Source organism: Mycobacterium sp. IS-1590, from assembly GCF_001500025.1.
In the GTDB taxonomy this organism is placed as follows: Bacteria; Actinomycetota; Actinomycetes; order Mycobacteriales; family Mycobacteriaceae; genus Mycobacterium.
In genome coordinates, this window is record NZ_LQIW01000012.1 from 376,060 (window position 1) to 398,179 (window position 22,120).

Genomic DNA, 22,120 nt, shown 5'->3' on the forward strand with positions numbered 1-22,120 from the left:
TCCAGAACCGCGAAAAGGCAGTTCGGACGCGTTCAATCAGGCACGCTGCGTTGATGACTCCGACTGAACAGCTGCCGACCATCTCGCGCCGGGCCGCGCTGGGTGCGCTCGGGCTGGGCGCCGCCGCCATGGCCACTGCGCCGCAAGCGGCGGGCCAACTCGACCAGGGCTATGAGGCGATGTTGATGAAATGCATCGACCCTCGGTTCACCACCGAAACGTGGAAGTACATGTCCGGCCGCGGATGGCAGAACAACTACAGCCAGTTCGCCTTCGCCGGCGGGCCGGTCGGCGCGGTGGCCCCGGCGTTCGCCGGCTGGCACGAAACGTTCTGGGAGAACCTCGCGATCTCGGTGGACCTGCACTGGCTGACGCGGTTGATCGGGATGGCACACCGCGACTGCGGCGCGGCGGCAGTGGCCTACGGCGACCGGGTGCTGACCGACAGGGCGTACGAGACCGAGATGCTGTCGGGGGCCTTACGGGCATTCCGGGACGAGGCCGGCAGGCGTCAGCCCGCCCTCGTCGTCGAACTGGGCATCATGGATCTGAACGGGGTCGTCGAAGTCGTCACCTGAGGCGCTCAGTCGAGCAGGTCGGGTCGACGCTCGCGGGTGCGCTTGAGCCCTTGCTCGCGACGCCAGGCGGCGACCTTGGCGTGGTCGCCGGAGAGCAGGACCTCGGGCACGTCCAGACCTCGCCAACTGGGTGGCCGAGTGTAGCTCGGCCCCTCGAGCAGACCTTCGGAATGCGAATCCTGTTGATGTGACTCCGGATTGCCGAGTACGTCGGGCAGCAACCGCACGACGGCCTCGATCATCACCAGCGCCGCCGACTCGCCGCCGGGCAGCACGTAGTCACCGATCGACACCTCCTCGACACGCATGCGACGGGTCGCGTCCTCGACGACGCGCTGATCGATTCCCTCGTAGCGTCCACACGCGAACACCAGGTGTTTCTCGGCTGCCCAGGCCTGCGCATCGGCCTGCCGGAACAGCCGTCCCGCAGGCGTCGGCACCACGAGAAGTGTTTCCTCTGAGCAGATCTCGTCGAGCGCCTCACCCCACACCGGCGCCTTCATCACCATGCCCGGCCCCCCGCCGTAGGGTGCGTCGTCGACCGAGCGGTGCACGTCGTGCGTCCAGCGCCGCAGGTCGTGCACCTCGAGCGCGACGATACCGGACTCAATCGCCTTGCCGGGCAACGACTGTCGTAATGGTTCGAGGTAGGCCGGGAAGATCGACACGACATCTATTCGCATGTCAGATCTCCAGTAGGCCTTCCGGCGGGTCGATTTCGATGACCTCGTCGGCCAAGGACACCGACGTCACGATCGCGCTGACGAACGGCACCAGAACCTCGCGTTCGTCCCCGCGGACCGCGAGCAACTCACCGGCGGCCGTGTGCAGCACCTCGGTGACAGTGCCGACGTCCACGCCGTCGGTCGTGCGCACCCGCAGGCCCTCGAGCTGATGGTCGTAGTACTCGTCGGGATCCTCGATCGGCGGCAGTTCCTGCGAATCGACGAGGAACAGGATGCCGCGCAGCGAGTCGGCCGCGTCGCGGTCGTCGATGCCGTCGAACCGGACCAGCAGGCGGCCACCGTGTTGACGCACCGATTCGATCGTGTACTCGTGCTCGGCACCGCCCTTGGCCGGGCGCCCGCGCAGCGACGCCCCGGCCGCGAACCGCGCGTCGGGGTCGTCGGTGCGGACGTCCACCACCACTTCACCGGTGATGCCGTGCGCTTTGACGACCCGCCCGACCACGAGGTCCATGCTGACCGATTACTGGTCGGTGTCCACCACGTCGACGCGGATACCGCGACCGCCGATCCCGGCAACCAGCGTGCGCAGCGCGGTCGCGGTGCGCCCACCGCGTCCGATCACCTTGCCCAGGTCATCCGGGTGGACGTGAACCTCGACGGTACGTCCGCGCCGGCTGGTCACCATGTCGACGCGGACGTCGTCCGGGTTGTCGACGATCCCGCGCACCAGGTGTTCGACCGCGTCGACGACGACAGAGCTCACGGCCTGGCTCAGCTTTCAGTGGCGCCGGAGACGGTGGCGTCCTCACCCTCGGCCGCGGGCTCGGACTGGTCCTTGGCGGGCGCGGGATCGGCCTGAGCCTCGGCCTCGGCCGCCTTCTGCTCCGACTCGTCGGACGCCTTGTCGGCGGCCTTCTTGGCTGCGGGCGCCTTCTTCTTCTTGGGCTGCGTGGCCTCGGTGCTCGGGCCGCCCTCGGCCTCGGCAAGCGCGGCGTTGAACAGATCCAGCTTGCTGGGCTTGGGCTCCTTGACCTTCAGCGTGCCCTCCGCGCCGGGCAGACCTTTGAACTTCTGCCAGTCGCCGGTGATCTTCAGCAGCGCGAGCACGGGCTCGGTCGGCTGGGCGCCGACGCTGAGCCAGTACTGGGCCCGCTCCGAGTCGATCTCGATGAGGCTGGGGTCTTCCTTCGGGTGGTAGCGGCCGATCACCTCGATGGCCCGGCCCTGGCGGCGGGTGCGCGCGTCGGCGACGGCGATGCGGTACTGGGGGTTGCGGATCTTGCCGAGCCGCGCGAGCTTGATCTTTACAGCCATGGTCCTACGTCTTCTCCTGTGATTGCCACGCTGGCAATTCAGCGATCGAAGCGGGTTGCCTCGGCCCGGTTTTGCCTTGCGCGTGTGACCGCCGCGGAAGCGCCCGGCGAAAAGATCGCCCGGAGCGGGTCCTGCGGTAGACAGCCGCCCATTGTGCCAGAACAGCCGCGACCGGCAAAAATCCGCGCAGGTGATTCCGGGGTGGACCGCAGGCACCAGGTGAGAGCGATCAAACCCGTCATGCGGGTGCGCGGGCGCGGCAGGCATGCTCGACCCATGACATCGATACGCCAGCGGCTGATGGCCGTGGTTGCCGGTCAACTGGGGCGCCCGCACGGACCGCTGGGATGGTTGGTGGCCCGGGCGCTCAATCGCGGCAACGAACGCGCCATCGCGGCCGTCGTCGATGCGACCGAGGCAGCACCAGGTGCCGTCGTCGCCGATGTCGGGTTCGGCGGGGGTATCGGCCTGCGAATGTTGCTGGACCGCGGGGAGGGCGCGGGAACGGTGCACGGCGTCGAGATCGCCGACGGCATGCTGCGTCGCGCCAGACTCGGCTTCGCCCGTGACGTGCGCTCGGGCCGACTGCGGTTGCACCGGGGGTCCCTGACGGACCTTCCGCTCGACGACGCCACCTGCGACGCGGTCATCACCGTCAACACGGTCTACTTCGTGGCCGATCTGCCCGCCGCGTGCGCCGAGCTCGCGCGGGTCGTCCGCCCGGGCGGCCGCGTCGTCGTAGGGGTCGGCGATCCCGACGTCATGGCGCAGGCGCCGTTCACGCGGCACGGGTTCACCTTGCGTCCGGTCGGCGAGATCGCCTCGGCGCTGTCCGAGGCCGGGCTCGAGGTCGACCACCGCTCCATGCCCGACAAGCCGATACCGCGTCACCTGCTCGTCGGGAAACGCCCGCACTGAGCGCTTTAGAGGAGTTTGTCGAAGCACTTCTCCTCGACCCGCTTGCTCATGCGCCAGCCGTCGGCGGTGCGCACGAACTCGTCGACGTACCAGATCCCGACGAAGTAGATCTGGCCCTCGCCGCCCATCACCATCGGGTTGAAACAGATGGCACGGGACGAGCCGGTATCGCCGGCGATGCGGATGTCGACGTTGCCCAGCATGTGGTAGTACGCCGGGAAGTTCGGCAGCACATCCTTGAGCCACGCCTTGACCTGCGGGAAGCGGCCGTCGATACCGCCGGTCACGCGGTAGTCGATGTAGGCGTCCGATGTGAAAACCCGGTCGAGGTCGTCGAACCGCTTCTGGTCGATGGCGGTTGAGTAGTCGATCAACAGCTGCTGTATTTCGAAGCGGTCGGAAATCTCCTCGAGGCTCAACATGCGTCGATTGAACACGACTAGGCTGCCTGCCCATGCGGAAGCTCGTGATGTGCCTGACCACTGTGTTGTGCCTGGTGGCCTTCGGGACCTCCATCGCCACCGCGACGCCCGTGGGCGTCAGTCAACCGTCGGGTTCGGTTCCGATACCGGAGGGTCCGGCTCGAGCATGGGTGCTCGCCGATATGGACACCGGTGCGGTGCTGGCCGCGCGCGACGAATACGGCCAGTACGCGCCGGCCAGCACGATCAAGGTGCTGCTGGCGCTGACGGCGCTCGACGAACTGCCGCTCGACGCCACGGTTGTCGCGACCGAGGCCGACACCCGGGTGGAATGCAACTGTGCGGGCGTCACGCCCGGCATGGTGTACACGACACGGCAACTGCTGGAGGCGATTCTGCTGGTGTCGGGCAACGACGCGGCCAACACGTTGGCCACCATGCTCGGTGGTTACGACGTCGCCGTGACGAAGATGAACGCCAAGGCCGCCCTGCTCGGCGCCCACGGCACCAACGCGGCGTCGCCGTCGGGTCTCGACGGGCCCGGCATCGACATGTGGTCGTCCCCGCATGACCTGGCGGTCATCTTCCGCGCCGCGATGGCGAACCCGGTGTTCGCCGCGATCACCGCCGCGCCGACGGCCGTCTTCCCCACCGAGAACGGCGACAAGGTCCTGGTCAACCAGGACGAACTGCTCAAGCGCTACCCGGGCATGCTCGGCGGGAAGACCGGGTTCACCGACCGGGCGCAGAAGACGTTCGTCGGCGCCGCACAGCGCGACGGGCGCCGGCTGGTCGTCGCGCTGATGTACGGCATGGACAAGCCCGGTCAGCCGACGTACTGGGATCAGGCGTCGAGCTTGTTCGACTGGGGTTTCGCGCTGAGTCCCGGGGCCGGTATCGGCACGCTGTGATCACCGGTTAAGTTGCGCAATCGCAACGCATCCGAGACCGCGACACCGAATCCCGCCGATACTCTCGGCGAGCATGCGATGCATGTCGGCTGCGTTGGCCGTCGCGCTGACTTGCGCAATGAGCCTGGCCATCGGCGTCGCGGCGCCCGCACCGGCCCAACCGCGAGGCGAACCGTCGGGCGCTGTCGCGCTGCCCGACGGGCCGGCGCAGGCCTGGGTGCTCGCTGATGTCGACTCGGGCCGAATCCTGGCCTCGCGCAATCCCTATGAGCCGCATGCCCCCGCAAGTACCATCAAGGCGCTGCTCGCGATGGTGGTACTGGACCACCTGCCGCTCAACGCGGTGATCGCGGCCAGGCCGGCGGCCGCCGATGTCGAATGCTCTTGCGCCGGAGTGAAAGCCGGGCGTGCCTACACGGTGCGCCAACTACTCGACGGGCTGATGCTGGTCTCGGGCAACGATGCCGCCAACGTTCTCGCCGACGGCCTCGGCGGGTACCGCGTCGCGGTGGCGAAGATGAACGCCAAGGCGCAGTCCCTGGGCGCGCGCAGCACACGGGCGTCGTCGCCGTCGGGGCTGGACGGTCCCGGCATGGAATCGTTCACCACGGCCAGCGACCTCGCGCAGATCTATCGTCATGCGCTGCGCTATCCGGCGTTCGCCGCGATCGTGCGTCAGCCGTCGTCGTTGTTTCCGACCGACAACGGGCCCAAGACCATCAGCAACCAGAATCAGTTGCTCACGCGGTATCCGGGCACCCTCGTCGGCAAGACCGGCTACACCAACCTGGCCCGCGACACGTTCGCCGCGGCCGCCCAACGTGGCAACCGTCGGCTGGTGGTCGCGCAGCTGTACGGCAACGGAGACCTCTACGGTCAGGCGATCCAATTGTTCGACTGGGGCTTCACCCAGCCCTAACTACGTTGCGCGAGCGTGCGTGTCTGCCCACGACACGCCGCAATTTCTCAGCGCTACATGCACTGCCGTGCGCGACGAGCGTGCGCAGTTGCAGTTATTCACTCGGAGTGTCGTGGGCAGACACGCACGCTCGCGGTGCCAGGAGGGGGCGCGTGCCGGGGAGGGCGAGCTCAGCCGAAGATGCGGCCGCGCAGGATCACCAGATCCGGGCGGTTGAGGACGGCCGGCCCGGTGCGCGGATCGTCGGCGTAACACACCAGGTCGGCGGGTGCGCCGTGCACCATGCCCGGCCGGCCGAGCCACTCGCGGGCGGTCCAGCACGCCGCACCGAGGGCTTCGGTCGGCGTCATCCCGATGCGCGTGAAGGCGTCGATCTCGTCGGCGATGCGGCCGTGCGCGACCATGCTGCCCGCATCGGTGCCCGCATAGATCGGCACCCCGGCCTCCCTGGCGGCGGCGATGCGCGGATAGCACTTCTCGTGCAGGTCCCGCATGTGCTTGGCGTACTTCGGGTATTTCTCGGCCCCGTCGGCGATGCCGGGAAAGTTGGCGATGTTGATCAGCGTCGGAACCAGCGCGGTGCCGTACTCGACCATCAGGTCGATGGTGTCGTCGGTCAGGCCGGTCCCGTGCTCGATGCAGTCGATCCCGGCCTTGATCAGCCCGGGCAGCGCGTCCTCACTGAAGACGTGCGCGGTGACGCGGGCGCCGTTGTCATGCGCGGCGTCGATCGCGGCCTTGAGCACGTCGTCGGACCACAACGGCGCCAGATCGCCGACCTCGCGGTCGATCCAGTCGCCGACGAGCTTGACCCACCCGTCGCCGAACCGCGCCTGCTCGGCCACCGCCTCGGGCAGCGCGGATTCGTCCTCCAGTTCGATCGCGAACCCGCGCTGATAGCGCTTGGGCTTGGCGAGGTGGCGCCCGGCCCGGATGATCTCCGGTAGATCGTCGTGCTCGGCGAGGCTGCGGGTGTCGATCGGTGAACCCGCGTCACGCAGCAGCAGCGCGCCGACATCGCGTTCGATCTCGGCCTGCTGAATGCAGTCGTCGAGGTTGTCGAGCGGGCCGTGGTCGCCGAGACCCACGTGGCAGTGCGCGTCGACGAGCCCGGGCAGGATCCACCCGCCGTCCCCATCGGCACCGAAGACCGTCTCCGCGCCGCTGACCGGTTCGGCGCTGAGCACGCCACCGTCGATCCACCACTCCACCGGCTGCTCGTCGGGCAGACCCCGACCGCGGACGTGGAGAACGGGGGGTTTCACGCTACTTCTGGCCCGGGAACTTCAGCTTGGACAGATCGATGTCGGCGAGCCCGGGCGGGAGCTCGTCGAGACCCTTGGGCATATCGGACAGGTCCGGAAAACCCGCGGGCATGCCCGGCATTGCCGCGCCGAGGGGATTGCGCACCTTCGGCGGAGTCGGCCCCCGACCTGACTTCTTGTTCTTTCCGGTCTTCTTCTTGTTCTTGCTGGTCTTGCGAGAGTTCTTACGGCCGAACGGCATTCCCATCTGTCCGGCCATCTGCGACATCATCTTGCGGGCCTCGAAGAACCGCTCGACGAGCTGGTTGACCTCGCCGACGGTGACCCCCGACCCGTTGGCGATGCGCAGCCTGCGCGAGCCGTTGATGATCTTGGGATCGGCGCGCTCCTCGGGCGTCATACCGCGGATGATCGCCTGCAACCGGTCGAGCTGTTTGTCGTCGACGGCGGCCAGCGCGTCCTTCATCTGACCCGCGCCGGGCAGCATGCCCAGCAGGTTGCCGATCGGGCCCATCTTGCGGATCGCCAGCATCTGCTCGAGGAAGTCCTCCAGCGTCAGCTCGCCGCTGCCGATCTTGGCCGCGGCCTCTTCGGCCTTCTGAGCGTCGAAGACCTGCTCGGCCTGCTCGATCAGCGACAGCACATCGCCCATACCGAGGATGCGGCTGGCCATCCGGTCGGGGTGGAAGACGTCGAAGTCCTCGAGCTTCTCACCGCTGGAGGCGAACAGGATCGGCACGCCGGTGATCTCGCGGACCGAGAGCGCCGCACCACCGCGGGCGTCGCCGTCGAGCTTGGTCAACACCACCCCGGTGAACCCGACACCTTCACGGAAGGCCTCGGCGGTGGTCACGGCGTCCTGGCCGATCATCGCGTCCAGCACGAAGATCACTTCGTCGGGATCGACGGCCTGCCTGATCGCGGCGGCCTGGCTCATCAGCTCATCGTCGATGCCCAGGCGGCCCGCGGTGTCGACGATGACCACGTCGAAGTGCTTGGCCTTGGCCTCGGCCAGGCCCGCGGCCGCGACCGCGACCGGATCACCGGGCGCCGCGTCCGGTGCGCCGTCGGCCGACACCCCGGGGTGGGGCGCGAACACCGCGACGTCGGCGCGCTGGCCGACGATCTGCAGCTGATTCACCGCACCGGGCCGCTGCAGGTCGCAGGCCACCAACAGCGGCGTATGCCCTTGTACACGAAGCCATCTCGCGAGCTTGCCGGCCAGGGTGGTCTTACCGGAGCCCTGCAGGCCGGCCAGCATGATCACCGTCGGCGGCGTCTTGGCGAACGCCAGCGGACGGGTCTCACCGCCGAGGATGCCGATCAGTTCCTCGTTGACGATCTTGACGACCTGCTGGGCCGGGTTGAGCGCACCGGACACCTCGGCGCCGCGGGCGCGCTCCTTGATGCGGTTGACGAAGGCGCGCACGACGGGCAGCGACACATCGGCTTCCAGCAACGCCAGCCGGATCTCGCGGGTGGTCGCGTCGATATCGGCGTCGGTCAGCCGGCCTTTGCCGCGTAGGCCCTGCAGGGCCCCGGTCAACCGGTCGGACAGGGATTCAAACACGACGTCCAGCCTAATGGGAGCCGGCAGCGGCGCGCCCGAGCAGGGCGTGCGCGGCCCAAACGGCTGTGATCAGCTCGCTTCGGACACCGGCTTGGGGGGCGGCGGCGCGGGCAGCACCGCGTACAGGTCGCGCTCGATTTCGTCGCGTACGTCCAGGCTGGCGGTGATTCCGAACAGGTCGACCACCGAGGAGCCCATGGTGGTGACCTTCGCCCACGCGATGTCGATGCCGTCGCGTTCGAACACGGCGGTCAGCCTGGCCAGTAGGCCCGCACGGTCGGTGCTGCGGATCTGCACGACCAGTTCGCCCGACCGGGCACCCTCGGACCACAGCACACGCGGTGGCGCGGTCACGTGGTTGATGGGGACGGCGGCGGGTACCTCGCCCGCGCGCGACGAGCCGTGCTGCGCTGCCTCGCGTTCGCGGCGATCCAGTGCCTCGCCCACATCGAGTTCACCCTCGAGCGCGAGAATGAACTGCTGGCGCAGCACCTCAGGCGCGGGTGGGGACCCGAAATGCGGGGAGACGACGAATGTGTTGATCGCCGAGCCCTCGTGACCGTTCACCGAGGCGGAGTGGACACGCAACGAGTTCAGCGCGAGCACGCCCGCCGCCTTCGACAACAGACCCCGACGGTCGGGCGCGATGACCGTCACGTTGTAGATCTGCGGGCTGTCCCCCGGTGACAGCTCGAGATGGACACCCACCTGCTTGGCGAGCGAAAGATACCGCGGCTCAATGGGGTCCGGTTGCGGAAGTGGCTCCCCCGCCATCACCATCCGGCACCGGTGTACGAGATCGCCGATGAGCGAGGCCTTCCAGTCGCCCCAGACTCCGGGTCCGGTGGCCAACGAGTCCGCTTCGGCGAGCACGTGAAGCAACTCCAGCAGCACGAGGTCACCGTCGAGGGTCTCGACCACCGCCGAAATCGTGTTGGGGTCCTGAAGGTCGCGGCGGGTCGCGGTGTGCGGCAGCAGCAGGTGGTGGCGAACGACCTTCGACAGGATCTCGACGTCCGATGGCCACATTCCCAGCCGGGTGCCTATCTGGGTGGCCAGCTCCGCACCTATGACGCTGTGATCGCCGCCGCGCCCCTTGCCGATGTCGTGGCACAGCGCGCCCAGCATCAGCAGATCCGGGCGAGCCACCCGTGTGGTGAAAGCGCTTGCCCGCGAGACGGTTTCGACGAGGTGCCGGTCGACGGTCCAGATGTGCACCACATCGCGCGGCGGAAGGTCTCGAACCGCACCCCACTCCGGGAACAGACGCCCCCACAGGCCGGTGCGGTCCAGCGCCTCGATCGTGGCGACCGCCGACGGTCCCGCGGCCAGCATCACCAGCAGATCCTTGAGCGCCTGCCGCGGCCACGGCGTGCGGAGTTCGGGGGCCGTCTCGGCGAGGCGGGCCAGTGTCGAGGCCGCCATCGGCAACCCCGTCGTCGCCGACGCGGCGGCCACCCGCAGGATCAGGCCGGGATCGCGTTCGGGACGGGCGTCGCGCGCGAGGATGACCTCGCCCGCGAACTCGATGACCCCCTCGTCGAGGGGGCGGCGGGGAGGTCGGCGCAATGCCGCGAAGCCACGCCGGGGAAGCGCGTTGCCTGCCGTGCGGATACCCGCGTCGACGTAGAAGCTGATCGTGCGGGCGGCGTCGGACAGCATCCGGGCCAGATCGAAGCGGTCACCGATGTGCAGAGCCGCACCGATCTCGTCGGCGTGCTGGGCCAGCAGCAGGTCGCGGCCACGACCGGCCACCCTGTGCAGTTCGGTCCGCACGTTGAGCAATGCCAGGTGGGCCTGCCCCAACGATCCGAGCGGGGACGCCGACGTGTGGTTGGGATACACGTCGGCCAGTTGCGCGATCGCCAGCGCATTGAGCAGTTGCACGTCGCGCAGACCACCGCGAGCGCATTTGAGGTCGGGTTCGGCTCGGTGCGCGATCTCCCCGCTACGCTGCCATCGCGCCCGGGTGTGCTCGACGAGTTCGTCGAAGCGCGAAGCGATTCCGGTCCGCCACTGCCGACGGGCCCCCCCGATCAGCAGTGTGGACAGGTCCGCGTCACCGGCGATATGACGCGCTTCGAGCATCGCCAGCCCCGCCGAGATGTCCTCACCGGCCACCTTCATCGCCTCGGGCACCGTCCGCACACTGTGGTCGATGCGAATGTTGGCATCCCACAACGGATACCACAATGACTCCGCCACCTGACTGACCACGTCGTGCGGCATGTTGTCGTGCAACAACATCAGATCGAGATCGGAGTGCGGCACGAACTCGCCCCGGCCGAGTCCCCCTGTCGCGACGATCGCGAAGCCGCTGGTGGGCGTGATGCCGATCTCGGTGGCCTTGGTGGTCAGCCAGAACTCGTGCAGATCCTGTAATGCATGTCGCAGTGCGGCCGAATCCAGTTGGCGCGCACCGCCTGTCAACAGCTGCTTGATGGCGGCTGACAGGTCAGTGGCCGGACGAGACGAGGCCGCCGCCGGCGCCACCCCTTGAGGGGCGCCGGCGGCAGCTGTCTGCTCTTCGCGCGAGCGCTCGTCGGTACTTTCGGGTCTCAACTCACTCATCTCGTCCTCTCCCCCTGTAAAACTGCTCACGGTGTGTGATCGGACGAAGACGAACTGTCAGTTCTGTCAGCGGCTCAAAGGGCGTCGGCTCCGCGCTCCCCGGTGCGTACCCGGACAACCGTGTCTACCGGGCTCACCCACACCTTGCCGTCGCCGATCTTGCCCGTTCGGGCGGCCTGCACGATGACATCGACCACCTTGTCGACCGCGGAGTCCTCGACAACGACCTCGACCCGTACCTTCGGCACGAAATCCACGGAGTACTCAGCACCCCGGTAAACCTCGGTGTGCCCTTTCTGGCGGCCGTAGCCCTGAACCTCGCTGACGGTCATCCCGAGGATGCCCGTCTGCTCGAGCCCTGTCTTTACATCCTCGAGTGTGAACGGCTTGACGATCGCTGTAATCAGCTTCATTTAGTGGATCCCTTCCGAGGAAATTGTTGCCGATCAGACGAGCTCGTAAGCGGTTTCAGCATGTTCGGTTGCATCAATGCCGGTGTCCTCGTCCTCCGCGGTAACGCGCCAGCCCAACGGCTTAACGATAAAGGCAATGATCGCGGTCATGATGCCGGTGAAGATAACCGCCACCAGGGCGATGACCACCTGCACGACGAGCTGCTGGAAACCACCGCCGTAGAACAGGCCCGTCTCCAGCGCCAGGAAGCCGATGCCGACCGTGCCCCACAGGCCCGCTACCAGGTGCACACCGACCACGTCGAGCGAATCGTCGTAGCCGAACTTGTACTTCAGGCCGACCGCCAGGGCCGACAGCGCACCCGCGATGACGCCCAGGATCAACGACCCGATCGGCGACAGCGAACCGCAGGCCGGTGTGATGGCCACGAGACCGGCCACGACGCCCGAGGCGGCACCCACACTGGTCGCGTGGCCGTCGCGCAGTCGCTCCACCATCAGCCAGCCCAACATCGCGGCGGCTGTCGCAGCGGTGGTGTTGACCCAGACCTGGCCGGCGAGCATGTCGGCGGCGCCCTCGGATCCGACGTTGAAGCCGAACCAGCCGAACCACAGGATCGCGGCGCCCAGCATCACGAACGGAATGTTGTGCGGCCGATAGGCGATCTTGCCGAAGCCGGTCCGCTTACCGAGCAGCAGCGCGAGCACCAGCGCGGCCATGCCGGCGTTGATGTGCACGACCGTGCCGCCTGCGAAGTCGATCGGGGATACGTTCGCGGTGCCCTCCTCGCTGACGCCGAAAAGCTTAGCCGCGATACCGTTCTCGGCCCCGGACAGCAAGCCGCCACCCCAAACCATGTGGGCCAGCGGGAAATACACCAACGTTACCCAGATTCCGCCGAACACCAGCCACGTTCCGAACTTCATGCGCTCAGCGACCGCGCCACTGATCAGTGCGACCGTGATGACCGCGAAGGTCAGCTGGAAGCCCGCCCACACGATTGCGGGCACCGAACCGAATCCGCCGAGAACGTAGAGCGAGATTCCGTCCACTTCCTTGGTCTCCAGCAGCGGGCTCAGCCCGAACAGCGAGAACGGGTCGTCGAAGATGCCCGCGATGTCGCTGTTGCCGGTGTGCGCCGACGCGAACGACATCGAGTAGCCCCACAGCACGTAGATGACGCTGACGACGCCCATGGTCCCGAACGACATCATCATCATGTTCAAGACGGACTTCTGACGCGACAGGCCACCGTAGAAGAACGCCAGGCCCGGAGTCATGAACAAAACAAGCGCCGCGGCGGTGAGTACCCATGCCGTGTCGCCCGAACTCAACCCTTCGGGGCCGAACGGCGCGAACGCATCATCGGGTAGAGCAAGGGGTAAGGCTGAAACCACTTTGTGTGAACCTCCTTGGGAAGTGCGCCGATCGGATCGGCCTCCCGAAGAGACTCTTTTGCTCGCGTTTCACCGGTGATTCTGTTCCGTTTCCACTAAGTGAACGGACACGCCAGAAGCGTTACGCTCGTGTTTCCACCGCACCGGCCGACGGGCGCGATGATCGTCGCCAGCTATCCGAGCAGTGCGTCGACGAACGCCGCCGGCTCGAACGGGGCGAGATCGTCCGCGCCCTCCCCGAGTCCGACCAGTTTGACCGGAACGCCCAACTCCTGCTGCACGCGGAAGACGATTCCGCCCTTGGCAGTGCCGTCGAGCTTCGTCAGCACGACGCCGGTGATGTCGACGACCTCGGCGAACACCCTGGCTTGTGGCAGACCGTTCTGACCGATCGTGGCGTCGAGCACCAACAGGACCTCGTCGACTTCGGCGCGGCGACTGACGACGCGCTTGACCTTGCCGAGCTCGTCCATCAACCCGGTCTTGGTGTGCAGGCGCCCGGCGGTGTCGATGACGATGACGTCGGCGCCGTCCTTGATGCCCTCGTCGACGGCGTCGAACGCCACCGAGGCGGGGTCGGCGCCCTCAGGACCCCGCACCACGTGCGCGCCCACCCGCGACGCCCACGACTGCAACTGGTCGGCCGCGGCGGCGCGGAAGGTGTCGGCCGCCCCGAGGACGACCCGGCGACCGTCGGCGACCAGGACGCGGGCCAACTTGCCGACCGTGGTCGTCTTACCGGTGCCGTTCACACCGACGACCAGCAGCACAGAGGGTTTGTCCGCGTGCGGCAGAGCCCTGATCGAGCGGTCGAGGCCGGGCTGGAGCGCCTCGATGAGGACCTCGCGCAGTACCCCGCGGGCGTCCTCCTCGTTGCGCACGCGGCTGCTGGCCATCCGGGAGCGCAGCGCGGCGACCACCGATTCCGTCACGACCGGGCCGAGGTCGGCGATCAGCAGCGTGTCTTCGACTTCCTCCCACGACTCGTCGTCCAGGTCGCCGCCGCCGAGCAGCCCCAACATGCTGCGTCCGAGTGTGTTCTGAGACTTGGCGAGCCTGCCGCGCAGCCGCTCGAGCCGTCCTTCGGTCGGTGCGATCTCGTCGAGGACGGGTGCGGGCTCTTCGACGACGGGCGCCGGCTCCTCGACGACGGGGGCCGGCTCGTCGACGACGGGCGCCGGCTCTGCCGGTTCAGGTGCGGGCGCCGGCTCTGCAGGTGCGGGCGCCTGCCGCTCCTTGACCGGCGGCTCGGGTAATTGCACGTCGGCGATCGGGCGCTTCGGTGCATCGCGCGGAATCGTGGCGTCATCACCGACGGCGGGCAGGCCCGTGGTGTCGATCCGTTCGGGGGGCGCCGTCGGCGCAGATTGCGAGAACGTGATCCCGGATGACGCGGTATATCCCCCGGAACGGTCGATCGGCGTGGCCGTCTCCGTCGACGACAACCGGATGCGCCGGCGTCGATACCGCACCAGCCCGACGACGAGCGCGGCGATCAATAAAACGGCGATGACCGCGATCGCGATCCACAACCCCATCGAGCCAACATCAGTCACGGCGCCATTGTCTCAAGGTGAGTCGCGCCGACGTCCCCCACGCCCCCTCACCGCTGATCTGTGTACCGCGCGTTGCGCCCAGCGCAACAAAACGCACACAGCTCGTGGCGTGATCGGGCGCTCAGTTGGCGGCGCCGACCAGTTCCTGTCCGCGCATGCGCTGGCTGATCACCGCGGTGATGCCGTCGTCGCGCATGGTGACCCCGTACAGCGCGTCGGCGACCTCCATCGTCGGCTTCTGATGGGTGATGACGATCAGCTGGGAGCGCTCGCGCAGCTGCTCGAACAAACTGATCAGTCGGCGCAGGTTCACATCGTCGAGCGCCGCCTCCACCTCGTCCATCACGTAGAACGGCGAGGGCCTCGCGCGGAAGATCGCGACGAGCATCGCGACCGCGGTCAACGACTTCTCGCCGCCGGACAGCAGCGACAGCCGCTTGATCTTCTTGCCGGGTGGCCGCGCCTCGACCTCGATGCCGGTGGTCAGCATGTCGTTGGGATCGGTGAGCAGCAGCCGGCCTTCGCCACCGGGGAAAAGCGTCGAAAACACCTGTGTGAACTCGCGTTCCACGTCGGCGTACGCCTCGGTGAACACCTGCAGGATGCGCGCGTCCACGTCCTCGATCACGTCGAGGAGGTCCTTTCGCGCACCCTTGACGTCCTCGAGTTGGGTTGACAGGAAGTTGTAGCGCTCCTCGAGCGCGGCGAACTCCTCGAGCGCCAGCGGATTGACCCGCCCCAGCTCGTTGAGCTCCCGCTCGGCCTTCTTGGCGCGCCGTTCCTGCGTCGCCCTGTCGAACGGCATCGGGGCGGGTGCGATGACCTGCTCGCCGCGCTCGCGCGCCTGCTCGTACTCGGCCATCTCCAATTCCGTTGGCGGAAGGGGCACGTCGGGGCCGTACTCGGCAATGAGGTCTGCGGTCGCCATGCCGAACTGCTCGAGGACCTGCTCTTCGAGCTGTTCGATCCGCAGTGCGGCCTGCGCCTTGGCGACCTCGTCCTTGTGCAGCGCCTCGGTGAGGCCGTTGACCTTGGCCGTGAGCTCGTTGACCTCGTCGCGTGCCTTGGAGAGCGCCGCGGCGCGGTGCTGCCGTTCGGCGGCCACTTCGTCGCGGGCACGCGACGCCACCGCCACGACGGCGCTGAGCCGTTGCGCGACAGCGCGACCCGATTCCGCGACCGCGGCGGCCACGGCCGCTGCATGTCGACGAGCCTCGCGCGCACGCATCGCGCGCAGTCTGGCCTCACGTTCGGCAGCAGCGGCTCGGCGCAGCGAATCTGCCTTTCCGCGAACGGCGTTCGCACGTTCTTCGGCGGTACGCACCGCCAACCGGGCCTCCACCTCGGCGCCGCGGGCCGCCTCGGCCGCTGCTGTCGTCTCCTGCCGGTTGACAGGCTCGGCTTCGAACGTCGGCTCCTGCTGTGCGTTGTGCAGCCGCTGCTCGAGCTGGGTGAGTTCATCGACGGTTCGGGAACGATTGGCTTCCAGCTCATTTCGCTGCTGGATCAGCCGCTGCCATTCGTCGTCGGCCGAACGGGCGTCCTGACCGAGTCGACCCAACTGCTCGTAGATCGCCGAGATCGCCGCGTCGGATTCGTTCAGCGCGGCCAGCGCCTGCTCCGCGGCGTCCTGACGACTGGCCTGTTCGGCCAGCGCGCCCGACAGAGCCGCCGACAGCTCGTTGACCTGCTTTTCGGCCTCGGCGAGCTCGGCGCGCGCCTTCTCGACCTCCGATGCGATCTCGAGCGTGCTGGGTTTGCGATCCGACCCGCCGCTGACCCATCCCGGGCCCACGAGGTCACCGTCGGTGGTGACCGCCCGCAGCGTCGGATGCGCTGCGACCGCGTCCAGCGCAGCGGCCAGGTCCGAGACCACCACGACGTCGGAGAGCATGGCGCGCACCGCACCCTGCAGTCGCGGTGGCGCCTCGACCAGATCCACCGCGCGCACCGCACCGCCGGGCAACGACTGTGCCTGCGGCACTTCGCGGTTCGGCCAATCGCTGAGCACGATCGCCGCACGGCCGCCGTCGGACTCCTTGAGCGCCGCGACCGCTGCGCGGGCGGCCCCCGGGCTCTCGGCGGCCACCGCGTCGGCCGCGGCACCGAGCACCGCCGCGACGGCCACCTCGTAGCCGCTGCGTACCTTCAGCAGGTTGGCGACCGAACCGAGAAGCCCTGCCCCACTGCGGTTCTTCTGCAGCCACGCGGCGCCGTCCTTGCGGTCGAGGCCCACCGAGAGGGCTTCGATACGCGCTCGCAGCGAGGCCACCTGCCGTTCGGCGCCGCGCTCGGCGGCCTGCAGTTCGGCGACCCGTTCGTCGGCGAGCCGCAGGGCGGCGACCGTCCGATCGTGGTGTTCGTCGAGCCCGACCTCGCCGGCGTCGAGTTCACCGACGCGACTCTGCACGGTCTCGAACTCGGCCTGGGTCTGCTGCGCGCGGGTGGCGGCCTCGTCGATGGTGCCGGTGAGGCGGGCGACGGTCTCATCGATCGATTCCACGCGGGTGCGCATCGTGTCGACCTGGCCGGCCAGCCGCGCCAGACCCTCGCGGCGGTCGGCTTCGGCCCGCGCGGCGGCAAGGTGCGCACGTTCGGCCTCGGCGGCGATGCGCTCGCGTTCGGTGAGTTCGGCGCGGGCCGCCTCGAGCTTTCCGCGCGACTCGGTCAACTCGCCGAGCAGCCGGCGCTCTTGTTCGGCGACCTCGTCGGCTTGGGCGTCCAGGGCGTCGGGATCCGGGCCCGTCGACGCCTCGGGCTCGGTGTCGAGATGCTGTGCGCGCTCGTTGGCGATGCGGACCGTCGCGCCGACGCGTTCGGCGAGGGCGGACAGCGCGAACCACGTCTGCTGAGCCGCGTCCGCGCGTTCGCTCAGGCTGCCCACCGCCGCCTCATGCGCGGCCAGCTCGGCGGTCTTGGCTTCCAGCCGCGTCGCGATCTCATCGTGTTCGCGCCGCAGCGTGGTCTCGGCCTGGTTGGTGTTGTCGAACTCGGCGCGGCGGGTGACCAGGTCGTCGGCGGCCAGCCGCAACCGCGCGTCGCGCAGATCGGCCTGGATGGTCTGGGCGCGCCGGGCCATCTCGGCCTGCCGTCCGAGCGGTTTGAGTTGACGACGCAGTTCGGTGGTCAGGTCGGTCAGCCGGTTCAGGTTGGCCGACATCGCGTCGAGCTTGCGGACCGCTTTCTCCTTGCGCTTGCGGTGTTTGAGGACACCGGCGGCCTCCTCGATGAACGCCCGCCGGTCCTCGGGGCGCGACTCGAGGATCTCGGAGAGCTTCCCCTGTCCGACGATGACATGCATCTCGCGGCCGATGCCGGAGTCCGACAGCAGTTCCTGGACGTCCATCAACCGGCAGCTGCTGCCGTTGATCTCGTACTCGCTGCCGCCGTCGCGGAACATCCGCCGGGTGATCGACACCTCGGAGTACTCGATCGGCAGCGAGTTGTCGGAGTTGTCGATCGTCACCGTCACCTCGGCGCGACCCAGCGGCGGGCGCGACGACGTCCCCGCGAAGATGACGTCCTCCATTTTGCCGCCGCGCAGCGTCTTGGCGCCCTGCTCACCCATCACCCAGGTGAGCGCGTCGACGACATTGGACTTGCCCGAGCCATTGGGCCCGACCACGCACGTGATGCCTGGCTCGAAGCGCAGAGTCGTCGGCGAAGCAAACGACTTGAAGCCCTTCAGGGTCAGACTCTTGAGGTGCACGACGTGCCACACTACCGCCGCGGCGGCTATCGCTCGGTGAACCCTTGTAGCGAGTCGCGAGGTTCTGTGAAGTCGGCGACGACGTTGTCGACCCGGCCCGGTGTTTCTCCGCTTTGCAGCAGGTCAAGCAGCCGCTGACAGGATTCGCGCGGGCCCTGGGCGACGACTTGAACCCGGCCGTCGGGCTTGTTCGCGGCGAATCCGGTCAGCCCGAGTTCCAGGGCGCGGGCGCGCGTCCACCACCGAAACCCGACACCCTGGACGCGCCCGTGCACCCAAGCGGTCAGGCGTACCTCAGCTAACTCCTGCATCATCTACCTCAAATGTCACTTGGGTCCCAGACTTGAGGGTGCGGCCGACGGTGCAGACCTGGTCGACGGCGCGCTCGACCACCGTGAGCACCCGCGCCCGCTCCTGCTCGGAGAGCCCGGACAGGTCGAGTTCCATCCGCTCTTCGAGCAGCGGGTAGCGCTCCTGCTCGCGGTCGGCCGCCCCGGAGACGCGAATCGTGGTGCGGTACTGCTCGCCGAGGCGCCGCTGCAGGGGCACGTCGCTGGCCATCCCACTGCAGGCTGCCAGCGCGATCTTCAACAGCTCGCCCGGGGTGAAGACGCCCTCGACGTCCTCGCCGCCGACGAGCACCTCCGCACCGCGCGAGCTGCGGCCGACATACCGTCGCTGTCCCGTGCGCTCAACCCAGAGTTCGGTCATGTCTTCCCTTTCCGCGAGAGTCCCCTTGTTCCGCGAGCGTGCGTGTCTGCACACGACACGCCGCCGTAGGACACCGGTTTGGGCACGCTCGCCGCCGCGCGAGCGTGCAGTGTTGCAGTGGCGGCGCCGTGTCGCAGTTCTTTGCGCACATTCGTCGAGGCGCGAATGTGCGGGAAGTGCTGAAATTTCGCGGCGTGTCGTGTGCAGACACGCACGCTCGCGGGAAGGAGCGCGGTCATGTCCGTCGCACCCTCGGCCGGGGCTGGCATTTCGGGCAGTAGAACGACGAGCGGTTCATGAACTTCTCCCGCCGCATGACTGCCCCGCAACGCCGACACGGTTCCCCTTCGCGTCCGTAGGCGTCCAGCGACCGGTCGAAGTAGCCCGACTCGCCGTTGACGTTGACATACAGCGAGTCGAAGGACGTCCCGCCCTGCGCCAGCGCCTCGCTCATCACCTCGGCGGCCGCGTCGAGCACTTCGGCCAGCTTCGGTCGGCTCAGAGACGACGCCGGCCGGGCCCCGTTGATTTTGGCGCGCCACAGCGCCTCGTCGGCATAGATGTTGCCGATGCCCGACACCACGGTCTGGTCGAGCAGTTGACGTTTGATTTCGGAGTGCTTGCCGCGCAAGACCTTCACGACACCATCCCGGTCAAAGCGCGGGTCGAGTGGGTCACGCGCGAGATGTGCGACCGGCACCGGAACGTCGGTCCCGTCGACGGTGACCATGTCGGTGAGCATCCACCCGCCGAACGTGCGCTGGTCGACGAAGCTCAGCGCGGTCCCGTCGTCCAGAAGCGCGGCGATGCGCAGGTGGTCCTCCCGCGGCAGCGGCCCGAGCAGCATCTGTCCGCTCATTCCGAGGTGCACGACCAGCGCGGAGCCGTCGTCCAGAGTCAGCCACAGGTACTTACCCCGCCGCCCGGTACCGGTGATCGTGCTGTCGAGCAGGCGCGCCGTCAGATCCGCGGGACCGGCCTCGTGCCGTCGCACCGCGCGCGGATGATGTACGCGCACAGCGGTGATGGTCTTGTCGACGACGTGTGCGTCCAATCCGCGGCGGACGACCTCGACTTCGGGAAGCTCAGGCATCAACCTCTGCGGTCAGCGCGTTCCACGCCGCCGCGGCCGCCTTGAGCTCGGCCTCCTTCTTGGTGCGCCCGACGCCCCTGCCGTATTCGGTGTCGGTGACGACGACCGTCGCGGTGAACTCCTTGTCGTGGTCTGGTCCCGTCGAGGTGACGACGTAGGCCGGCGCGCCCAGGCCCCGCGAGGCGGTCAATTCCTGCAGGCTGCTCTTCCAGTCAAGCCCGGCTCCCAATGTGGGCGCGGTGTCCAGCAGTTTGCCGAAAAGCCGAAGGATGACGTCGCGCACGACCGCGTTGCCATGCTCCAAATATATTGCGCCCAACAGGGATTCGACGCCGTCGGCCAGGATGCTGGCCTTGTCCGCGCCGCCCGAGTTCAGCTCGCCTTTGCCGAGCAACAGGTAGGCGCCGAGCCCGTCATCGGACAACTGGCGACCGACGTCTGCGAGCGCCTGGGTGTTGACGATGCTGGCGCGCAGCTTGGCCAGATCGCCCTCGGACCGGTCGGGGTGCCGGTGGTAGAGCTCCTCGGTGACGGTCAGTCCGAGCACGGCGTCGCCGAGAAACTCCAGTCGCTCGTTGGTCGGCAGCCCGCCGTTCTCGTAGGAGTAGCTGCGATGAGTGAGCGCCATGGTGAGCAGTTCGTCGGGCAGCTCGACACCCAGCGCCGCCAGCAGCGCGGCGCGGTCAGTCACGCGTGTCCTCGCGATCGTCGGCTCCGCCCACAGTGTCGAACATGCCGGCCAGTTTCGCCCAGCGCGGATCGATCTGCTCATGGCGGTGACCCGGTTCGGCGGTGGCCAACGCCACGCCGCAGTCCGGGCACAGGCCCGCGCAGTCGGGCCCGCACAGCGGCGCGAACGGCAGCACCAGACCGACGGCGTCGATGATCGGCTGTTCGAGGTTGACGGTGTCGTCCACCACGCGACCGACCTCGTCGGCTTCGGTGGTCTCGTCGGTGGCGCTGTCGGGATAGGCGAACAGTTCGGTGAGCTGAATTTCGACATCGCCGGTGACCGGCGTCAGGCATCGTGCACAGTCGCCCGACGTCGGCGCCGACACCGTCCCGGAGACCAGGACGCCCTCCGACACCGACTCGATGCGCAGGTCGAGCGCCAGCGGTGCTCCCGGCTCGATCCCGATCAGGTCGAGTCCGATGCGTGACGGGCTGGGCACCGTCTCGCAGACAGCCATCATCGACCCGGGCCGCCTACCGAGCCGGGAAATGTTGATCACGAGCGGCGATTGTGACGCGCGATGCGCCGCCGCTTTGGCATGCGTCGCCATGAGTATCGAGTTTACGGCGACGGGTTATTGGCGGCCCTCCGCGCTCAGCGGGCCGCGTAGTCGTGCGTGCCCGCGGCCGTGCGAAGTTGGTGACGACCTCGACCGACGGAGCGCAACGTGCCGTTGAGGAAGTCCTCGAATTCGGCGAGCTTGCTGTCGACGTAGATGTCGCACTCGCCGCGCAGTCGATCGGCCTCGGCGTGGGCCGAGTCGATCAACCGCGTCGCCTCGGCGGTCGCGGTCTGCACGATCTCGGTCTGCGACACCAGACGCTGCTGTTCCTTGATGCCCTCTTGCACAGCCTTCTCGTAGGCCAGGTTGCCGCTCTCGATGAGCCGATCGGCTTCGGTCTTGGCCCGTCCGGTGCTGGCCTCGTACTCGCGCTTGGCGGTGGCGGCGACGCGGTTGGCCTCCTCGCGGGCCTCGCCGACCATCCGCTCGCTGTGCTGGCGAGCCTCGGCCACCATGCGATCGGCCTGCGCCTTGGCGTCGGCAAGCAACCGGTCAGCCTCCGCGCGGGCGTGGTTCAGGACGGAGTCCGCCTCGGCGGTGGCCGTGGACACCATCGAGTCGGAGTGGTCCTTGGCCTCGCGCAGCATCCCGTCGCGGGCATCGAGGACGTCCTGCGCATCGTCGAGCTCACCGGGAATCGCGTCCTTGATGTCGTCGATCAGCTCCAGGACATCGCCGCGGGGCACGACGCAGCCTGCCGTCATCGGCACGCCGCGGGCTTCTTCCACAATCGCGCTCAGTTCGTCGAGCGCCTCAAAAACTCGGTACACGGCAACACCCTCCAGGCG

General features: G+C 68.1%; 22 protein-coding genes. 4 read left to right on the top strand and 18 right to left on the bottom strand.

Translation table 11 applies throughout. The features are described 5' to 3' along the window. The first annotated feature begins 53 nt into the window (after nt 1–53). Nucleotides 54–578: a hypothetical protein gene (locus AU197_RS11310; protein WP_064402753.1), complete on the top strand. Its 525-nt coding sequence runs from the start codon at nt 54–56 to the stop codon at nt 576–578. A 5-nt stretch (nt 579–583) separates the two neighbouring features. On the opposite strand, the gene trmD is transcribed toward AU197_RS11310, so the two are convergent. From trmD to rpsP, 4 genes are read right to left on the bottom strand one after another with little or no spacing between them, the layout of a single operon-like run. Then, the gene (trmD, locus tag AU197_RS11315; protein ID WP_064402754.1) at nt 584–1,261 is read right to left on the bottom strand and encodes a tRNA (guanosine(37)-N1)-methyltransferase TrmD; all 678 of its coding nucleotides are present in this window, start codon (nt 1,259–1,261) and stop codon (nt 584–586) included. 1 nt (nt 1,262) lies between these two features. Continuing rightward, the gene (gene rimM / locus AU197_RS11320) at nt 1,263–1,778 is read right to left on the bottom strand and encodes a ribosome maturation factor RimM (RefSeq protein WP_064402755.1); all 516 of its coding nucleotides are present in this window, start codon (nt 1,776–1,778) and stop codon (nt 1,263–1,265) included. Between the two features lie 9 nt (nt 1,779–1,787). Then, nucleotides 1,788–2,030 (bottom strand): RNA-binding protein, encoded by a 243-nt coding sequence (locus AU197_RS11325; protein ID WP_003881089.1) that lies wholly within the window; start codon nt 2,028–2,030, stop codon nt 1,788–1,790. Between the two features lie 8 nt (nt 2,031–2,038). After that, nucleotides 2,039–2,581, bottom strand: a complete 543-nt coding sequence (rpsP, locus tag AU197_RS11330) for a 30S ribosomal protein S16 (protein ID WP_064402756.1) — start codon at nt 2,579–2,581, stop codon at nt 2,039–2,041. A 276-nt stretch (nt 2,582–2,857) separates the two neighbouring features. Between rpsP and AU197_RS11335 the strand changes: the two genes are divergently transcribed. After that, nucleotides 2,858–3,499, top strand: a complete 642-nt coding sequence (locus tag AU197_RS11335; protein WP_064402757.1) for a class I SAM-dependent methyltransferase — start codon at nt 2,858–2,860, stop codon at nt 3,497–3,499. A 5-nt stretch (nt 3,500–3,504) separates the two neighbouring features. Here the strand turns inward: AU197_RS11335 and AU197_RS11340 are convergent, their stop codons facing one another. Next, nucleotides 3,505–3,921 (bottom strand): nuclear transport factor 2 family protein, encoded by a 417-nt coding sequence (locus AU197_RS11340; protein WP_064402758.1) that lies wholly within the window; start codon nt 3,919–3,921, stop codon nt 3,505–3,507. Nucleotides 3,922–3,953: 32 nt separating this feature from the next. Here AU197_RS11340 and AU197_RS11345 point away from each other — a divergent pair, with 32 nt between their 5' ends. Both AU197_RS11345 and AU197_RS11350 read left to right on the top strand, forming a co-directional pair. Continuing rightward, nucleotides 3,954–4,832, top strand: a complete 879-nt coding sequence (locus AU197_RS11345; protein ID WP_064402759.1) for a D-alanyl-D-alanine carboxypeptidase family protein — start codon at nt 3,954–3,956, stop codon at nt 4,830–4,832. Between the two features lie 73 nt (nt 4,833–4,905). Then, nucleotides 4,906–5,751: a D-alanyl-D-alanine carboxypeptidase family protein gene (locus AU197_RS11350; protein WP_064402760.1), complete on the top strand. Its 846-nt coding sequence runs from the start codon at nt 4,906–4,908 to the stop codon at nt 5,749–5,751. A gap of 170 nt (nt 5,752–5,921) precedes the next feature. On the opposite strand, the gene AU197_RS11355 is transcribed toward AU197_RS11350, so the two are convergent. The 13 genes from AU197_RS11355 to sepIVA all read right to left on the bottom strand — a co-directional run bounded on the left by AU197_RS11355 (nt 5,922) and on the right by sepIVA (nt 22,102). Then, complete coding sequence (locus tag AU197_RS11355; RefSeq protein WP_064402761.1) at nt 5,922–7,016, bottom strand: metal-dependent hydrolase family protein; 1,095 nt, start codon at nt 7,014–7,016, stop codon at nt 5,922–5,924. A gap of 1 nt (nt 7,017) precedes the next feature. Continuing rightward, on the bottom strand, nt 7,018–8,586 hold the full coding sequence (gene ffh, locus AU197_RS11360) for a signal recognition particle protein (RefSeq protein WP_064402762.1): 1,569 nt from the start codon (nt 8,584–8,586) through the stop codon (nt 7,018–7,020). A gap of 69 nt (nt 8,587–8,655) precedes the next feature. Next, nucleotides 8,656–11,157, bottom strand: coding sequence for a [protein-PII] uridylyltransferase (locus tag AU197_RS11365; protein ID WP_064402763.1), 2,502 nt, complete (start codon nt 11,155–11,157; stop codon nt 8,656–8,658). Nucleotides 11,158–11,231: 74 nt separating this feature from the next. Further along, a complete protein-coding gene (locus tag AU197_RS11370; RefSeq protein WP_018600748.1) occupies nt 11,232–11,570 on the bottom strand; it encodes a P-II family nitrogen regulator in 339 nt (112 codons plus the stop codon). A gap of 33 nt (nt 11,571–11,603) precedes the next feature. Beyond that, on the bottom strand, nt 11,604–12,968 hold the full coding sequence (locus AU197_RS11375; RefSeq protein WP_064402764.1) for an ammonium transporter: 1,365 nt from the start codon (nt 12,966–12,968) through the stop codon (nt 11,604–11,606). A 173-nt stretch (nt 12,969–13,141) separates the two neighbouring features. Next, the gene (gene ftsY / locus AU197_RS11380; RefSeq protein ID WP_197415518.1) at nt 13,142–14,506 is read right to left on the bottom strand and encodes a signal recognition particle-docking protein FtsY; all 1,365 of its coding nucleotides are present in this window, start codon (nt 14,504–14,506) and stop codon (nt 13,142–13,144) included. A 139-nt stretch (nt 14,507–14,645) separates the two neighbouring features. Next, nucleotides 14,646–18,233 (bottom strand): chromosome segregation protein SMC, encoded by a 3,588-nt coding sequence (smc, locus tag AU197_RS11385; protein ID WP_197415513.1) that lies wholly within the window; start codon nt 18,231–18,233, stop codon nt 14,646–14,648. Nucleotides 18,234–18,259: 26 nt separating this feature from the next. Next, nucleotides 18,260–18,544 (bottom strand): acylphosphatase, encoded by a 285-nt coding sequence (locus tag AU197_RS11390; protein WP_064402767.1) that lies wholly within the window; start codon nt 18,542–18,544, stop codon nt 18,260–18,262. Then, nucleotides 18,528–18,944 (bottom strand): OsmC family protein, encoded by a 417-nt coding sequence (locus AU197_RS11395; RefSeq protein ID WP_064402890.1) that lies wholly within the window; start codon nt 18,942–18,944, stop codon nt 18,528–18,530. The genes AU197_RS11390 and AU197_RS11395 overlap by 17 nt, the downstream gene beginning before the upstream one ends. 235 nt (nt 18,945–19,179) lie before the next feature. Next, the gene (gene mutM / locus AU197_RS11400) at nt 19,180–20,037 is read right to left on the bottom strand and encodes a bifunctional DNA-formamidopyrimidine glycosylase/DNA-(apurinic or apyrimidinic site) lyase (protein WP_064402768.1); all 858 of its coding nucleotides are present in this window, start codon (nt 20,035–20,037) and stop codon (nt 19,180–19,182) included. Next, entirely contained in the window at nt 20,030–20,728 is a 699-nt protein-coding gene (gene rnc / locus AU197_RS11405; protein WP_064402769.1) for a ribonuclease III, read from the bottom strand. Before rnc ends, mutM begins: the two co-directional genes overlap by 8 nt. After that, entirely contained in the window at nt 20,721–21,320 is a 600-nt protein-coding gene (locus AU197_RS11410) for a YceD family protein (protein ID WP_064402770.1), read from the bottom strand. Before AU197_RS11410 ends, rnc begins: the two co-directional genes overlap by 8 nt. A gap of 44 nt (nt 21,321–21,364) precedes the next feature. Further along, nucleotides 21,365–22,102, bottom strand: a complete 738-nt coding sequence (gene sepIVA / locus AU197_RS11415) for a cell division protein SepIVA (RefSeq protein ID WP_064351119.1) — start codon at nt 22,100–22,102, stop codon at nt 21,365–21,367. Nucleotides 22,103–22,120 lie beyond the last annotated feature (18 nt).

Bases quoted from the DNA above. Each gene is read 5' to 3' on its own strand.
- AU197_RS11310 (WP_064402753.1), top strand. From the start codon at position 54: ATGACTCCGACTGAACAGCTGCCGACCATCTCGCGCCGGGCCGCGCTG.
- trmD (WP_064402754.1), bottom strand. From the start codon at position 1,261: ATGCGAATAGATGTCGTGTCGATCTTCCCGGCCTACCTCGAACCATTA.
- rimM (WP_064402755.1), bottom strand. From the start codon at position 1,778: ATGGACCTCGTGGTCGGGCGGGTCGTCAAAGCGCACGGCATCACCGGT.
- rpsP (WP_064402756.1), bottom strand. From the start codon at position 2,581: ATGGCTGTAAAGATCAAGCTCGCGCGGCTCGGCAAGATCCGCAACCCC.
- AU197_RS11335 (WP_064402757.1), top strand. From the start codon at position 2,858: ATGACATCGATACGCCAGCGGCTGATGGCCGTGGTTGCCGGTCAACTG.
- AU197_RS11340 (WP_064402758.1), bottom strand. From the start codon at position 3,921: ATGTTGAGCCTCGAGGAGATTTCCGACCGCTTCGAAATACAGCAGCTG.
- AU197_RS11345 (WP_064402759.1), top strand. From the start codon at position 3,954: ATGCGGAAGCTCGTGATGTGCCTGACCACTGTGTTGTGCCTGGTGGCC.
- AU197_RS11350 (WP_064402760.1), top strand. From the start codon at position 4,906: ATGCGATGCATGTCGGCTGCGTTGGCCGTCGCGCTGACTTGCGCAATG.
- AU197_RS11365 (WP_064402763.1), bottom strand. From the start codon at position 11,157: ATGAGTGAGTTGAGACCCGAAAGTACCGACGAGCGCTCGCGCGAAGAG.
- AU197_RS11370 (WP_018600748.1), bottom strand. From the start codon at position 11,570: ATGAAGCTGATTACAGCGATCGTCAAGCCGTTCACACTCGAGGATGTA.
- ftsY (WP_197415518.1), bottom strand. From the start codon at position 14,506: ATGGGGTTGTGGATCGCGATCGCGGTCATCGCCGTTTTATTGATCGCC.
- AU197_RS11390 (WP_064402767.1), bottom strand. From the start codon at position 18,544: ATGCAGGAGTTAGCTGAGGTACGCCTGACCGCTTGGGTGCACGGGCGC.
- AU197_RS11395 (WP_064402890.1), bottom strand. From the start codon at position 18,944: ATGACCGAACTCTGGGTTGAGCGCACGGGACAGCGACGGTATGTCGGC.
- mutM (WP_064402768.1), bottom strand. From the start codon at position 20,037: ATGCCTGAGCTTCCCGAAGTCGAGGTCGTCCGCCGCGGATTGGACGCA.
- AU197_RS11410 (WP_064402770.1), bottom strand. From the start codon at position 21,320: ATGGCGACGCATGCCAAAGCGGCGGCGCATCGCGCGTCACAATCGCCG.